This is a genomic window from Paenibacillus sp. MAH-35 (assembly GCF_058135425.1).
This window is the reverse complement of the sequence record NZ_JBYUPU010000016.1, coordinates 16,330-31,629: the sequence shown is the minus strand read 5'-3', so window position 1 is coordinate 31,629 and position 15,300 is coordinate 16,330. Positions and strand designations below refer to the sequence as shown.

Annotated in this window: 11 protein-coding genes; 8 read left to right on the top strand and 3 right to left on the bottom strand. The window is 56.2% G+C overall.

The window, feature by feature from the left end:
* Positions 1 to 12: 12 nt before the first annotated feature.
* The 7 genes from AC3Y2E_RS18115 (at position 13) to AC3Y2E_RS18085 (ending at position 9,508) form a co-directional block, all read left to right on the top strand.
* Entirely contained in the window at positions 13 to 2,154 is a 2,142-nt protein-coding gene (locus tag AC3Y2E_RS18115) for a YIP1 family protein (protein ID WP_379212753.1), read from the top strand.
* Entirely contained in the window at positions 2,151 to 4,409 is a 2,259-nt protein-coding gene (locus tag AC3Y2E_RS18110; RefSeq protein WP_379212751.1) for a DUF5696 domain-containing protein, read from the top strand. Before AC3Y2E_RS18115 ends, AC3Y2E_RS18110 begins: the two co-directional genes overlap by 4 nt.
* Positions 4,406 to 5,275: a carbohydrate ABC transporter permease gene (locus AC3Y2E_RS18105; protein ID WP_379212749.1), complete on the top strand. Its 870-nt coding sequence runs from the start codon at positions 4,406 to 4,408 to the stop codon at positions 5,273 to 5,275. The genes AC3Y2E_RS18110 and AC3Y2E_RS18105 overlap by 4 nt, the downstream gene beginning before the upstream one ends.
* Before the next feature lie 19 nt (positions 5,276 to 5,294).
* Positions 5,295 to 6,263, top strand: a complete 969-nt coding sequence (locus AC3Y2E_RS18100) for a carbohydrate ABC transporter permease (RefSeq protein ID WP_190928831.1) — start codon at positions 5,295 to 5,297, stop codon at positions 6,261 to 6,263.
* 109 nt (positions 6,264 to 6,372) lie between these two features.
* Positions 6,373 to 7,083 carry a response regulator transcription factor gene (locus AC3Y2E_RS18095; protein WP_190928829.1) on the top strand — a complete coding sequence of 237 codons (711 nt, stop codon included), beginning with the start codon at positions 6,373 to 6,375 and terminating at the stop codon, positions 7,081 to 7,083.
* Positions 7,080 to 8,462 carry a sensor histidine kinase gene (locus AC3Y2E_RS18090; RefSeq protein ID WP_190928827.1) on the top strand — a complete coding sequence of 461 codons (1,383 nt, stop codon included), beginning with the start codon at positions 7,080 to 7,082 and terminating at the stop codon, positions 8,460 to 8,462. The genes AC3Y2E_RS18095 and AC3Y2E_RS18090 overlap by 4 nt, the downstream gene beginning before the upstream one ends.
* Positions 8,463 to 8,749: 287 nt before the next feature.
* Positions 8,750 to 9,508, top strand: a complete 759-nt coding sequence (locus tag AC3Y2E_RS18085; RefSeq protein ID WP_379212745.1) for an HAD family hydrolase — start codon at positions 8,750 to 8,752, stop codon at positions 9,506 to 9,508.
* Between the two features lie 15 nt (positions 9,509 to 9,523).
* Here AC3Y2E_RS18085 and AC3Y2E_RS18080 read toward each other — a convergent pair whose 3' ends face one another.
* The gene (locus AC3Y2E_RS18080) at positions 9,524 to 10,363 is read right to left on the bottom strand and encodes a DUF92 domain-containing protein (protein ID WP_379212743.1); all 840 of its coding nucleotides are present in this window, start codon (positions 10,361 to 10,363) and stop codon (positions 9,524 to 9,526) included.
* 249 nt (positions 10,364 to 10,612) lie between these two features.
* Here AC3Y2E_RS18080 and AC3Y2E_RS18075 point away from each other — a divergent pair, with 249 nt between their 5' ends.
* The gene (locus AC3Y2E_RS18075; protein WP_379212741.1) at positions 10,613 to 11,782 is read left to right on the top strand and encodes an HD domain-containing phosphohydrolase; all 1,170 of its coding nucleotides are present in this window, start codon (positions 10,613 to 10,615) and stop codon (positions 11,780 to 11,782) included.
* A 59-nt stretch (positions 11,783 to 11,841) separates the two neighbouring features.
* Here AC3Y2E_RS18075 and AC3Y2E_RS18070 read toward each other — a convergent pair whose 3' ends face one another.
* Together AC3Y2E_RS18070 and AC3Y2E_RS18065 are read right to left on the bottom strand one after the other, a co-directional pair.
* Positions 11,842 to 14,391, bottom strand: coding sequence for a hypothetical protein (locus tag AC3Y2E_RS18070; protein WP_379212739.1), 2,550 nt, complete (start codon positions 14,389 to 14,391; stop codon positions 11,842 to 11,844).
* Positions 14,392 to 14,407: 16 nt separating this feature from the next.
* Positions 14,408 to 15,277: a carbohydrate ABC transporter permease gene (locus AC3Y2E_RS18065; protein ID WP_379212737.1), complete on the bottom strand. Its 870-nt coding sequence runs from the start codon at positions 15,275 to 15,277 to the stop codon at positions 14,408 to 14,410.
* Positions 15,278 to 15,300: the final 23 nt, after the last annotated feature.

The following is a 15,300-nucleotide window of genomic DNA, read 5'->3' as shown; positions in this document are numbered from 1 at the left end:
GGAGGTCTGACCATGAACCTGAATAAAAGCCGGCGGATCCTGATGCTTCTCGTCCTGACTTTGGCTGTTGCCGTCGCGGTGATGCCGATGACCGCATTTGCGGAAGTGCCGTACTGGACGAACTCCAAGGAGAAGCAAGGACGCCTGATCTGGACGCAGCCGGCGTATACTCCGGTCGGAATATTCGGCAAAGATTTAACCGTGCCGGATAAAGACAAACCGGGAACTGAAAAAGCTTCGCCGCTGCAAAACCCGAAAGATATTTTTATCGATAAAAGCGATAACATCTATGTAGCCGATACCGGCAACAACCGGATCGTCCAATTCGATTCCAACGGCAAATGGATTCGTTACATCGAAGCTACTGTTGAAGGCAAGCCGCTGAACAAACCGGAAGGCGTCTTCGTTACGGACGACGGCATCATCTACATCGCCGACACCGGCAACAAGCGGGTCATCCGCATTAACAAGGACGGATCTACCAAAGAATACGGCAGACCGGACTCCAAGTTCATTCCGGAAGCGTTCAAGTACGATCCGACAAGACTCGTCGTCGACAAGCGCGGATTTCTGTACATCGCCGTACTCGGCGGCTACCAAGGTCTGCTGCAGCTCGATCCGGAAGGCAACTTCCAAAGCTTCTACGGAGCCAACGCCACAGTGTTCTCTCCGCTGGATGCGGTCAAACGCCTGCTCTACACGAAGGAAATGTACGCGAACGAAATCAGCAAGCTGCCAGGCGCGATCAGCAGCGTCGCCGTGGATAACGACGGGTTCATGTACACGACTACGGCCGGGCAAGGCATCAAGAAAAATCAAATCAAAAAGCTGAGCATCCGGGGCATGAACCTGCTCAAAACCGATACGGACGTATACGGCGAAGTCCGGAGAATGGATATCCGGTTCGCTACCGGCGGGCAAGTGACGCCGCAGCTGATCGACCTTGCCGTCGATTCCAACGGCAACATTACGGCGATCGACTCTTCGTACAAATATATTAACCAGTACGACGCGAACGGAAACCTGTTGTTCTTCTGGGCAGGCCCGTCCTCGGCGAATACGACGCAGCTCGGCCTGATGAAAAATCCGGTCGCCGTCGACGCCAGCTCGCGTAACGATTTGTATTTGCTCGACGGCCAGGAAGGCGTCGTCCAAATTTTCAGACTGTCGGAATTCGGCATGAAAGTGAACGAGGCGAACAAGCTGACGCTTGCCGGCCGTTACGAAGAGAGCGAAGGTCCATGGCGCGAAGTGCTGCGCCTGAACGCCAACTTCTCGCCGGCCATGCTCGGTCTCGCAAAAGCCGCCTACAAGCAGGGCAATTACGAGGAAGCCCGCGATTTGTTCAAACGCGCTGAAGACCACAAAGGATTTTCCAACGCATTCTGGCAAATCCGGCTTCAATGGTTCCAGAAAAACTTCTCGCTGATGGCTTCCATCGTGCTTGTTCTTGTAATCGGTCTTGCCTTGTTCGAACGGCTGACCCGTAAAACCAAATGGCGGAATGCCTGGAAAAACCGCAAACGGTCGCAAAATTCTGCCGCCGTACAGTTCCGGCATATGTTCTACCTGCTGAAGCATCCGATCGACGGCTTCACCGCTCTCCGCTATGAGAATAAAGGCGGATACTGGAGCGCGCTTGCCGTTCTCGCGTGCGCTTACGCATCACTGGTCATTATGCGGCTGTACACCAGCTTTTCGTTTAACATGACCGACTTGAACCGTTTCAACGTGCTCTCGCACTTTTTGCAGTTCGCGCTGATCTGGATCGGCTGGGTCGTCTCGAACTACCTGGTCAGCTCGATTTATCGCGGTGAAGGCCGCTTCAAGGACGTATTCGTCGGCAGCGCCTACGCGCTGATGCCGGTCATCCTGGTCGGAATCCCAATTGCGATCATTTCGAATATTATGACGAATTCCGAGCTGGCGATCTACGATTTCATTCTTAACATGATGTATCTGTGGGCAGGACTTATGTTTTTCTGGAAAGTCCAGTCGCTGCAAAACTACTCGGTCGGAGAAACGATCGTCAACCTGGTGTTGTCCATCCTGGCGTTCCTCATCCTTACCGTGCTCCTGCTCGTTATCTTGGGCCTCAGCAGCGATCTGAAGGACTTCGTGTATGAAGTTTACCAGGAGGTGAGGCTGCGGTGACGGTTATCAAACGCATACCGGTAACGGCTTGGGTCATTATCGTACTAGTCGTGGCGCTCGCCATCTTCGTCCTGACCCGTCTCGATACGGGTACGCTAGGCAGACAGGCGGCCGAAGCGGCCGCCGTAGCGGCTCCTGGAGCCGTGAAGGTCGACAAGGGACCGGCCGAGCTGCCGAACGACGCCAATATGAAGACGGTTGCCCAGACTCCTCAGCTGGAGCTGAAAATGGATGCGGCGTCGGGACATTTCGCCGTAGTCGACAAACGCAACGGCAACGTATGGCGGTCTTATCCGAGCCCGGACCAATGGGCCAACGAAACGCAGGAAGGCCAGTGGCGGGTGCATCTTCGCTCCCCCGTCATGTTCCGTTACATCGATCTGTCCGGCAAGCTGTCCCAGCCGAAAGAATCCAACCTGCTGGAAGAGCGCGGAGAGATCAAGGACATCGCTACAATCGACGGCGGCTTCCGCTTGACGTTCGACATGCCGTCGAAAGAAATTACGATTCCGGTCGAAGTAAAAGTGGACGGCGATTCCGTCGTTACCAAAATCATCGATTCCGGCGTCAAGGAAGGCAAGCTCAGCCTGATCTGGGTCCGATTGTACCCGTTCTTCGGAGCGGAGCGTTCCGAAGGCCAGGACGGCTACTTGTTCGTACCGGACGGCTCGGGCGCCCTGATTCCTTACGATCCGAACAGCACGAACGTCAACCGGATCTACCAGGAGCCGATTTACGGCCAAGACTTGTCGTTTAAAGTAAACAGCGAGCCTAACTCCCGCAATCAGGTCGTTATGCCCGTATATGGTGCCAAATCGCAAGACCGCGCTTACCTCGCGATCGTCGAGGACGGCGCCGAGCAAGTCGAGATCGTCGGATCTCCATCGGGCGTATTCAGCGGATACAACTGGATCACCGGTCAGCAAAACTACCGTTCCACGTATCGGCAAGTAACGAACGAAGCCAAAAACCGTTCCTTTACGACTTACAACAAGGACGAACGCTTCGGAGGCGACCGTGCCGTCCGCTACGTGCTTCTGGATAAGCCGAAAGCCAACTATGTCGGCATGGCAGAACGTTACCGCGAATATTTAATCAAGACGCACGACTTGAAGACAATTACGCCGAAAAGCAACAAAATGCCGATGCTCGTCAACATTATCGGCGCTGTGCAGGAAGACGGACTGATCACGGACCGCTACTTGAAGACGACGTCCACCTCGGACGCTATGAAGATGGTCCAGCGGCTGTACGGGCTCGGGCTCGACAATATGGTCGTCAACTACTTGGGCTGGCAGGAAGACGGCTACAACGCCCTGGGCGCACCGCTACGGGTCGACAAGCGGCTCGGCGGCGTCGAAGGGATGAAGCAGTTCACCCAGTACGCCCGGACGCTCGACATTCCGGTTTACCTGAATACGAACTACGCGTTCAATAACACGGATGCCGGCAAGTTTAACCGGAACCGTCACGGATTGCGCGACCTCGGCGGTACGGTGATGGGACGGCTGGTCAGCATGGGCTTCCTCGGTTCGCTATTAGACCGCGAGATCACGTACATCAAAGATCTCGGAGCAACCGGCATTACCGCGGAAGGGCTCGGAGCCGACGTATACAGCGACTTTAACACGAACTATCCGGCGAGCCGGGAAGAAAACCGCAAGCTGCAGCAATCGTATCTGAAAAAATTCCGCGACGGCGGTCTCGACGTGCGCGGTGCGAACACTCCGTTCGCGAATCACACGAACTTTTTCGCGGTTCCGTACGTCAGCGCGATCGACGGTTTGTCCGACGACTATTCGTTCGACTCGTTCTCGGATACGGCAATCCCGTTCGCTCAAATCTCGCTGCACGGACTTGTCTCCTATACGTCGTTCGCGGCCAACAACCGCGACGAATACCAGAAGCAGTTCCTGCGCGATCTGGAATACGGCTCGGCACCGTCGTTCATGTTCCTGTACGAAAACGCCGAACAGTTCAAATACGCCAACACCGACCTTCACCCGTACAGCCCGGATTACCGCGACTGGGAGGCGGAAGCGGTGAAGGAATATCAGAAAGTAAACGAAGCGCTCGGCGACGTGCAAGACAAGTTCATCATTAATCACCGCGAACTGGCGCCGGAAGTGAAAGAAACGACTTATGCCGGCGGCAAGCGGATCATCGTTAACTACGGCACTCAAACGTACCGCAACGGCAGCATTACCGTTCAGCCGCTCGACTACTTGATCGTGAAAGGAGGGACCACGCCATGACAGTCAAAAAGAAACGATTAGCGGCCAATCATATCCGCAAGATTGAAGGCTCGTTATTTATTGCACCATGGATACTCGGATTTTTTGCCTTTATGGCGTTCCCTCTCGGCTACTCGCTCTACATGAGTTTCCATCAGGTGCGTATCCTGGGTACCGGGATCGAGATCGTTCCCGTCGGGCTGAAGCATTACAAGTATATCCTGCTTGAGAACGGCGCTATTTTGTACAATCAGCTGTTCCCGTTTTTACGGCAAGCGCTCATCATGATCCCGATCATTCTCGTCTTCTCGCTGCTCATCGCGATCATGCTGAATCAGAAGTTCCCGGGAAGATCGATCTTCCGTTCGATCTTCTTCCTGCCCGTCATCTTTACGACCGGGCAGGTCGTACGGGAATTTATGACGCAAGGGGAAGGCGACATCGGCTTCCTCGAGCGTTACAACATCGCCTCTCTCGTCCAGCAGAACTTGTCGGGCGCTTGGGCCGGACCGATCGTAGCCGTTATGGGCTCGTTCGTCCTGATTCTCTGGTACTCCGGCGTACAGATTCTGATCTTCCTCGCCGGACGCCAGACGATCGGCAGCTCGGTATATGAAGCGGCGCGGATCGACGGCGCATCGCCTTGGGAAGTGTTCTGGAAAATTACGCTGCCAGGCATGACCCCGTTCATTTTGCTCAATCTGATCTACACGACCGTCGACTTGTTCACGTTCCCGACGAACCCGATCCTGACCCAGATCTCCACTTCCAACTACGGTCAGTCCAGCGCGCTGGCATGGATCTACTTCGTTATCATTCTGGTCTTCCTCGGTATCATACTGGGTATTTTCAATAAAGTGAACAAAGCGGCGGGCATGGCCCGCTGACGGAGAAAGGAGACCTACGATGACCAAACTGTTGGCGGCTTTCAAGGAAAGACGCTACGAGGGACTGAACTGGAGAGCCGGACTTACCAAGACCCGTTATGTGGTGCTTGGTAAAGAGGCGGACAAGGGCCTCATTTTCCGAATATTTCTGTATTTGATCCTGATCGACGTCGCTTATATTTATTTAAACCCGATTTTGTTCATGATCGCCACGATGGTCAAAAACTCGGCGGACCTGCTCGACCCTTCGGTCAGTTGGGTGCCGAGAGCGATCTACACCGGCGTCCTGCAGGACGCCTGGGTGAAGCTGAAGTATCCGACCGCCTTCTCGGTAAGTATGATCATGTCGCTTACCGTATCGATCCTCCAGACGGTATCGTGTGCGGTAGCCGGATACGCCTTCGCCCGGCTCGAGTTTCCGTTTAAGAAGTTTTGGTTCTTCTGCCTCATCTTGACGTTTATCGTACCGACCCAGGTCGTCATTCTGCCGAACCTGATCGCTGCAAGCCAATTGGGACTGATGAAGACGTACTACCCGATCCTTCTGCCCGCTTTGTTCGGGCATGGTCTCAAAGGCGCATTGTTCGTCATCATCTATCGCCAGTTTTTCTCCACACAGCCTAAAGAGCTCGAGGAAGCGGCGAAAATCGACGGCGCCAACGTCTTTAAAATTTTCTTCAGAGTTATGCTTCCACTGGCAAAACCGGCTATTCTCGTCGTCTTCCTGTTCTCCTTCGTGTGGACTTGGAACGACTACTACTTGCCGAGCATGTACTTGAACGGCGTGAAAGAGCTCCCGCTGTCGATGGGCATCTCGCAAATCGCAGCCGTGCTGGATCAGCAGGCGAAAGAGTTCGGTCCGTCGATCTTCGACGAACCGCTCAAGATGGCGACGGCGTTCCTCGTCATCCTGCCTCCGCTGATCCTGTACATGTTCACGCAGCGCTGGTTCGTTGAAGGCGTTGAGCGTACAGGTTTGGTTGAATAGTCAGACCCGGCCGGCACAATCGCTTCGGCCAAATCGATTTCCGCGGCAGGATTTTCAACTCCTGCCGTGGAATTCTTTTTTTAAGAGAACATTGAGGAGGGGATGCCCGTTGCATATATTGATTGTCGAAGACGAACCCAAAATCCGCGACGTGCTTATCGCCTACTTGGAGAAAGAAGGCTGGCAAACCGACTACACCTCGAACGGAATCGAAGCGGTTCAGAAGTTCGATTACGTCCAGCACGACCTGATCATTCTCGATCTGATGCTGGAAGGAATGCCCGGCGAGCAGGTATGCTCCCGGATCCGCGAGAAATCGAACGTCCCGATCATTATGCTGACCTCCAAATCTCGTGAAATCGATACGATAAACGGACTGAATCTGGGAGCCGACGATTATATCGTCAAACCGTTCCGGGCGAAGGAGCTGATCGCCCGCATCCACGCTTTGTTCCGCCGCATCGCCCCGGTCAAGCGGGCGTCCGACGAGGAGAAGGTCGTCCATTTCAACGGCGGCAAACTGATCGTCGACACCGATACCCGTGAAGTGATTACGGACGGGAGGCTCGTTCAGCTGACGGCTACCGAATTCAAGCTGCTGTCCGTGCTCATCCGCAAACCGGGCAAAGTATTCAGCCGCTCCGATCTTTCTTATACCGTCCAAGGATATCGCTTTCAAGGAGACGGACGGGCAATCGATGCGCATGTCAAAAATTTGCGCAAAAAAATCGAACGCGACCCTTCGAACCCTCTGTATGTCGTCACCGTCGTAGGCTCGGGATACAAATTTTCGATGCAGCCGGATGATCCCGAGACATGAGAAAACTATTTCCGACCTTCCGCAAAATGAGCTTTATTTTGTTTTGCAGCTTCCTGATTTATTCGATCGGCATCGTATTTCTCATCTCGTTCGTCAACAATACGAACTGGCAAAATTTGTTCATGCGGTTTCAATCGATGCAGATCGACAAGAACAGCTATCTCGTCATGGACGACATGCGGGGATACGGCATTATCAGCGGTCCTCTGACGAACGAGCAGCGGTTATGGCTGCAGCGCCGATCCGCCTTGTACGGCATCCTGCTTCGTTTCGAAAGCGCGGACCGCAAGGAAGTCTGGTTCGATACGTATGTCAAGGCGAATATTCCGGTGTCCAGCAAATCGATCGAATCGCCCTATACCGCTAACGGTAAAGTGCAAGGTTATCTGCGCATGGAATATATATTAAGCAGCAGCGAGCTGGAGCCCGCTTACGCGGAATTTATGAAATCGATTTCGTTCCGCTCCAAGCTGCTTCTGATCGGCGTCGTTGCGGCTTCCGTCCTGCTCAGCTTTTTTATCGCGCGCGGGTTGACCAAACGGCTGAACGACGTATACCGGATGGCCAACGAGATCGGAAAAGGCAAACGCGACGTCTCCCTGCCGCTCAAAGGCCCGGAGGAAGTCCGCAGACTGGCCGTCACGCTGCACGAGATGACCAAGGAGCTGAAGAAGCAGGAAGACTGGCGCCACGCTCTGATGGAAGATTTGACGCACGAGCTGCGGACGCCGCTAACTACCCTGCTTACGCAAATCGAAGCGATCGTGGACGGCGTATACGATCCGGAGCCTCACCGGCTCCAGGACATCTACGACGAGCTGATCCGGCTGTCCCGCCTCGTTAACGATCTGGAGCGGCTCTCCGAAGCGGAAAGCGCCCGCTTCTCGCTGTACGTCCGCCGGACGAACATGGTCGAGCTCGCCCGAACGGTTTACTCCAACTTTTTGCCGCTCGCCCGCAGCAAACGAATTAAGCTGATTTTCGAACCGGCCTATGTTCCCTGCTACGCCGAGGTGGACAAGGACAAGATCGTTCAGGTGTTGTCCAACATCGTGTCCAATGCGATCAAGTATACGTCGGAGGGCGGCAAAGTGCTGATCGCCGTCTCGTGGAGCGTCGACCGTACATTAATCGTTGTCGAAGACAACGGCATCGGTGTAAGCGAACAGGATCTGCCCTATATATTCAACCGGCTGTACCGGGCGGACAAGTCCCGCTCCCGCTTCAGCGGCGGTGTCGGTCTCGGTCTGAGCATCGCCAAGGCGCTGGCCGAAGCGCATAACGGAACGATCGAAGCGACGAGCGAGCTGGGCGTCGGCTCGCGATTCACGATCATGCTGCCCAGCACGTTTGCGCCTTATATGGGAGAGCAGACATAAGCTCGCTCATCCGCCGGTTCAGGCCGGCGAACTCTTCCCTGCTCTTGAACAAAGCCGCACTCTCAGGTTCCGCTAACCTGGCCGAGGCGGCTTTTTTGGCAGGTTCCTGTTAGAATTGCGAGGATAGAAATCGACAAGAAACACGCTGCTCTAGATAAAATGTCATTTTTCATAACATATTGTCGCATGAATTGTTAATATCATCTAATGTCATTGTAGGAACGCTAGATATGTGTTATATTAAATGACACAATACGTAGAGGCTTATACAAGGAGGTTGTTGCAGAATGACTTGGAAGATGATTGCACTGGATTTGGACGGCACACTGCTTGATCGGAGCGGAGCGATTTCGGAGGAAAATGCGGAATGGGTCCGGAAGGCACAGTCTTCCGGCATTACCGTCGTTCTGGTCAGCGGCCGCCACCGGCTTCGGATGGTTCCGGTAGTCGAACGCTTGAATCTTCGTCTGCCTATGATTACAACGAACGGATGCGAAACGTGGTCGGCCGACGGACGTCTGATCTCCCGCTGCGTGCTTCCCTGGAAAGACGTCGAAGCCGTTCACCTGTTCGCTTTTCAACATAACGTCCAATACCGGGCTTATTGCGCGGAAGGGGTGTTCGACTCCGACCGGAGCCATCATCTCGCCCAGATGGACTACAGCTGGCTGAAGGTGCTGCTTACGTCGGAAAACCGCCGCAGCTTGTACGATGCCCATGAGCGCTTGCTGGCGACCAACCGCGTCGAGCTGATCGTCTACGGCTTGCCGGGCGAACCACAGCACATCGACGTTCAGCCGAAGGGTACCGGCAAGGCAAGCGCGCTCGGCAGCTTGTGCGCCAGCCTCGGCATCCGCCCGGAAGAGGTGGTCGCATTCGGAGACGACCGCAACGATATCGGGATGCTTCGCTGGGCCGGCATGGGTGTCGCCATGGGCAATGCGCCGGACGAGGTCAAGGAAGCGGCCAATATGATCGCCCCGCACTACCTCGAATCCGGCGTAGGCCGCACGATCGCCCGGATTATGCAGCAGGCTTCGGCTTAACGCCCGGGCCCGGAGTCACAGCAAGCCGAGCAGCAGCGCGCCTGCAACGGTAACGAGCCCCCCGGCTGCGGAACCGGCAACATTGACAGCGTCGTTGTTCCAGCCGGAGAAGCCGCGAATCCGCTCCGTCTGCCGCCCGCAGTGGCGGCGCTGCTCCACTTCGCGGCCGCATACGCCGCAGCGGAACATCAGCTGCACCGTCGCGCCGAGCAGCGAGTCGCAGAGCGAGCCGGCCGTGCCGCCGATCAGCCCGAGAGCCGCCCACGAAGCGAGCCGGACCAGTCCGGATTCGGTGCCGGACGGCTCTATTTGCCCGGGAATCGCCTCCATCAGCAGCCAGGCGGTCAGCCCGATGAACAAACCGCCCGCCATCGATGCAGCGAGACCAAGTGCGGAGACGCCTCCGGACGTCCCGGCCGTGACCCGCTTGCCGGTCAAAATCGATCTTGGCGGCGTCCGGCTTAAGCCCCCGATCTCCGTCGCCCACGTATCGGCATTCACCGAAGCCATCACGCCCAGAAAAGCGAACCACCAAACGGGATGCGGCCATACAACCGCTCCGACGCACAGCAGCAATGCGAGGCCTCCGTTCGCCGCCACTTGTCCGGCATCGCGCCTACCCGACTTCTCGTACCCGCTCTCGGCGGCTTCCTTGCGTTTCTTCTTCCATCTGGACAACAAGGTGGAGGAGATGAAAAAAGCGATAAGCGTGCCGAACCAAACCGCGCTGCCGAGTCCGTACATAACCGTTCCCAGCACGACGGCCGCCGCGAACCCCGAACCGGACAGCGAACGCTTCCTGCTGGCTGCTCCCGCGATGACCACACTGCCTGCCAAGCCGACTAACCATTCCATCGAAATCGGTTCTCCTTCCATCCGTTAAACGGGTGAGACCAAGCTTCATTCAGGCTTGTCACTCGGTCTTGTTACGAATCAAGTTATCACACTCCGGCTCTTCTGACAACGTGTCCATTCGGGCCTCCGCCCTTCCCGATCTTGATCCGAATTCGACTTTTCTCGATCCGTTTCGCTTGTCGTTGCAGGAAATCTTCATGCCGCATGGAATATAATGAGTAATTCGTACTATACCAAGAGGTGAGCCAGGTGCATGACAAGACCCGTTCTGATACGCCCGATACGCCTGAACTGAGAAGGGACCTGGAACCGGAGGAACTGCTCGCCGTGATCCTGGACTACACCGGTAAAATCGCCAACGAGCGTAGTCTCGACCGCGTGCTTATGCTGATGGCCGATATGGGTAAACAAATCGTCGTCTCCGACCGGTGCACCGTGTGGCTTCTCGATGAACAGAGAAACGAGCTGTGGTCCAAAGTCGCCCACGGCGTAACGGAGCTGCGCATTCCGCTAGGCGCCGGCCTCGCCGGTCATTCGATCGCAACCGGCGAACCGATCTTCATCGACGACGCTTATACGAACGAACCGTTTCGGGACGCGCTAGAGCAAGGAGCGCTGCTAACCGACAAGCAGACCGGCTACCGCACGAAAGCGCTGCTCGTCATTCCGTTTCGCAATAACGAGGGGGCCGTTATCGGCTGTTACCAGGCAATCAATAAAATGACGCCAAGCGGCACGTTCTCCGAACGGGATCTGCGCAACCTGTCCCTGGCCGCCTCTTACTCCGGAAAATCGATCGAATCTGCCCTGCTCGTCCATGAGATTGAAGAGACGCAGCGGGAGATCATCTTCACGATGGGCGAAATCGGCGAAAGCCGCTCGAAGGAAACCGCCAACCACGTGAAGCGGGTAGCGGAATATTCGTACATCCTCGCACTTGGGCTCGGCCTTGATCAGGAGGAAGCGGATCTGCTGAAGATGGCGTCGCCTATGCACGATATCGGCAAGGTCGCGATCCCGGACTCGATTCTGCACAAGCCCGGACCGCTGACCGAGGACGAATTCGAGCTGATGAAAACCCATACGGACATCGGCTATAACCTGCTCAAAAACTCGAAGCGGCGGATTTTGAAAACAGCGGCCATCGTTGCCGTGCAGCATCACGAGAAATGGAACGGCAAAGGGTATCCGCACGGCCTGAAGAGCGAAGAGATCCATCTGTACGGGCGCATCACGGCCATCGCCGATGTCTTCGACGCGCTTGGAAGCGACCGGGTGTACAAGAAGGCTTGGGAGCTGGAGCGGATTTTGGAGCTGTTCCGCCAAGAACGCGGCCAACATTTCGATCCGAAAGTCGTGGACGCTTTCTTCGCTAATCTTCCGGCCATTCTCAAAGTACGGGAGCAGTATGCGGAATAACCCGGCGGCACCAAATAAACGCCCCCCGCCCGGCACCAGGCCGAGCAAGAGGCGAATCGCTACGACAATTTCAATTCCATAAATGAGCCGGCCGCCAGCTCCAGCGTACGGTTCGTAACCGGCTTCGGTCCGGACAGCCGGACGGTGACCGGATGTTCTCCCTTGTTTAATACATAGACGCCTTCCTCGCTTACGATAGCATCCAGCGAGCATGTGCGTGCAGCATGTGCGTCTGGTGTACCGGCAGCTTCGCCAGCCCCAGCCATCTCCCAGCTCATCCGCAGTACGGCTGCGGCATATCCGGCTTTTCGCGCGTCGACCGGCATCGACCATTCCGCATGGCCGTCGCTCACCCGGTTCGTCCCCTCGTATAGCGGGATCTCTTTTTCGCCGGCCAGCTCCTTCCGCCCAGTCATCACGATCCGCTCGAAGCCGAAGTTCGCATAGGCGACCGTTTCCCCGCCGCATTCGATGATCACGTACGAAGAGTCCGAAGCCGACAGCATCGCAGACCTTGACGCTTCCTCCGCCGTCTGCTCCTTATTCCGGTTCGGCAGCGTAATAACCGCAAAGACAGGCAGCGCTTCGCCCGCTTTCAGCTCCCTCGCCCCTGAGTCGTTTAGAATAAGCGTATTCTCGACGCCCTTCCAGCGCGGATACCGGTGTTTGTTCACATACTTAACGCCGTTCGACCCGTACAGCACATAACCAATCTTCCCGTCCAAATTGACGTAAGCCACGTCCACAAACGACCGCTCCTCGTCATCGGCATCCCCGCAAAAACCGGCGAACGTTACGCTTTCCGCAGGCAGGTGCACCGTTCTTCTGCCGTCCGCGCTTTCCGGAACGGCCTTGTACGTTTCGTTGCGGACGCCGACGAGTCCCGTCAGGTTGTCGCGGATCGAGCAGTCCTGCACAGCCCGCTGCCGTTCCGCATAAACCGTCCGCCCGTCCGGAAGCGAGACGAACGCGACGTCCTGCTCCAGCTCGCCTCCGCCGCGCCGGATCAGCGCCGTGACGCCGAAACCGTCCCGTCGCATATCGAGACATACGTGCCCGGCATCCCGGACGATCTCTTCGTTCGTAAGCCCCGGAGCGCCTGTATGGCCATCCAGTCGAATAACGCCAGTCATCGAGGCATGCGAAGGTACGGTCAGCCATATGCCGGGTTCCCCGAGCGTAACCCCCATGACGTCGTTGCGCCAGCTGAACGAGCTGAACGTGCTTTGATCCCCGCTCCGATGCACGACAAAGCCCCCGTAGGGGTACGAAAACACGCCCGACAGCCGCTGGCCCATCTCATCCCGATCGCTCGGCGCAGCTCCGGCTCCTCCGAACGCATGAAGCAAGTAGACGTACAACACGTCCTGCGACGCCCAATTCTCGAAGTCCCGGGCGGTCTGATACCCTTCGCGGATGACGCACGCTTCGCCGTTCTCCTCGAGAAAGCAGCCGTTCGCATTGCTCGTCTGAATTTGCTCGATCCGGTCCAGCGCATGACGCTCCAGCCTGGCTGCATCCGGGTTGCCGTGGATCACGTTCAACACCGCATGGGTGAGCAGCAGCTCATGCTGGCGGTTATACCACCAGTCCTGACCCTGCACGGGGATCATGAAGCCGTCTGCCTGACAGCACATTTTGATCGTACGGTCGTACAGCGGCTCGTTGTTCATCAGGGCAAACGGATCGGCCTGCCGGCCGCTCATCAGCGCGAACAGCGCATGCGTCGCCCGCTGGTTAATGCCGAGTACGAGATAAGTCGGATGGACGAAGCCGTGATTTTCCGTCGTATAGTCCGGGTGCAGCGTCGAGGTGTTGATAAACGACAAGGGGATTCCTTTCGACCGGTCATTGTGCTGATGGTAATCGAGGTTAAACCGGTCGCGGAACGTCGTCAGCGAGTTGGCCGCCCATTTCCGGAACCGGCTTCGCCAATGCGCGTTTCTCGGATGACCCGGAAGCAGATCGGCTGCAGCCGCGATGCCCTGAGCGACCCAGGAATTCTCCTCCACCTGGGTGTCGTAATAGACGCCGTCCCGCGGCTCGATATCGCACCACCGGTCGGCGTAATGCTCCACCACCTTGAAGACGAGCGTCCGCGTCTCGTCGTCCAGCCGGTCCCACAGCACCCAGGACGCCATCGCCAGCGACGATACGCTGTAGCCGGTCTGGGTCGCCATGAAGTAGCTGTCGTCCCGTCCGCCCCACTTCTTCTCGCTGCAAAACGGATTCGTCCCTTTCACCCGAACCAGTTCCGGCGGTCCCGCGTCATGCGTGAAGGCGAGATAACGGATTCCCGCAATCGCCCGCTCCATGAGCCGCTGGCGCGTGCAGCCGGCCGCCTTCTCATCGAACGGTCCGATCACCGACAAGACCGCATAGACCGTTATCGTCCTCGCCGTATCCAGACCGTACCAGTACGAGCCTCCGAAGAAATAGCCGCAATTCGGCATCCGGTCCCATTCGGTGTAATGGCTGTCCGCGAACGGAATCCACCGGAGCAGCATCCGGTATGCTTGCAGCGCGAGCCCGCCTTGCCGGGCCGCTTCGTGAAGAATCGGCGGTACGTCGATGCCGCCGTCCGCCGTTTGCCGATAGGTGCCGTCCATCACCGACACTTCCTCTCTATTCTTTCAACGAGCCGACCATCGCGCCCTTGACGAAATATTTCTGCAGGAACGGATACACGATCAGGATCGGCGCCGTCGCCACCAGCGTAATGCCGGCCTTTAACATTTCAGGAGTGAGCAGCAGCGCCACATCGGCGGAATTCGCCATATTATTCGCCTGCTCCTCAACAACCAAGTTTCGCAATAGCACCTGAAGGGGAAACAGCTCCTTGCTGCGAATGAAGATAAGCGCTCCAAAGTAGGAGTTCCATTGTCCTACTGCATGAAACAGAGCAATTGTCGCAATAACGGGAGTGGAAAGCGGAATCGCAATGCGCGCAAATGTTCCTAGTTCGCTGCATCCGTCAATTTTTGCCGCATCAAACATTTCGCTGGAGATACCCTGAAAAAACGTCTTCATAATTATAACGTTGAATGCACCGAGAGCGCCCGGGATCATAAGCGCCCAAAGCGTATTCTCCATTCCCAGTGTACGAACGAGCAAGTAATTAGGAATTAGTGGAGCGGAAAAAACAAAGGTTACGATAATACCCCGAAGCACCCACTTTTTCCCAATCATCTGAGGACGCGATAAGGAGTATGCAAGCGTTGAGGTAAAGGCCAGCGCGAACAATGTGCCTACAACGGTAATGTAGACGCTAACCCCCATAGCCCTCCAAATATTGTTCATGCCGAAAATCGTTGCATATACGTCAAGATGAAACCCTTTTGGCCAAAACGTAACCAGCTTCGCGTCGGCATATTCGGGCGAGCTTAGCGAAACCGCGATCAGATGGACGATCGGGGCTATCATGGACAGACATAGCAGCACAAAAGCGGTACCGTTTATAATCGGAAAAAGTTCCAGTTTCTTTCTAACTGGCATCGCTCTCTCTCCCTCCTTAGCCG

Coding starts and splice junctions, on each gene's coding strand:
- AC3Y2E_RS18115 (WP_379212753.1), top strand. CDS start 13: ATGAACCTGAATAAAAGCCGGCGGATCCTGATGCTTCTCGTCCTGACT.
- AC3Y2E_RS18105 (WP_379212749.1), top strand. CDS start 4,406: ATGACAGTCAAAAAGAAACGATTAGCGGCCAATCATATCCGCAAGATT.
- AC3Y2E_RS18100 (WP_190928831.1), top strand. CDS start 5,295: ATGACCAAACTGTTGGCGGCTTTCAAGGAAAGACGCTACGAGGGACTG.
- AC3Y2E_RS18090 (WP_190928827.1), top strand. CDS start 7,080: ATGAGAAAACTATTTCCGACCTTCCGCAAAATGAGCTTTATTTTGTTT.
- AC3Y2E_RS18085 (WP_379212745.1), top strand. CDS start 8,750: ATGACTTGGAAGATGATTGCACTGGATTTGGACGGCACACTGCTTGAT.
- AC3Y2E_RS18080 (WP_379212743.1), bottom strand. CDS start 10,363: ATGGAATGGTTAGTCGGCTTGGCAGGCAGTGTGGTCATCGCGGGAGCA.
- AC3Y2E_RS18070 (WP_379212739.1), bottom strand. CDS start 14,391: ATGGACGGCACCTATCGGCAAACGGCGGACGGCGGCATCGACGTACCG.
- AC3Y2E_RS18065 (WP_379212737.1), bottom strand. CDS start 15,277: ATGCCAGTTAGAAAGAAACTGGAACTTTTTCCGATTATAAACGGTACC.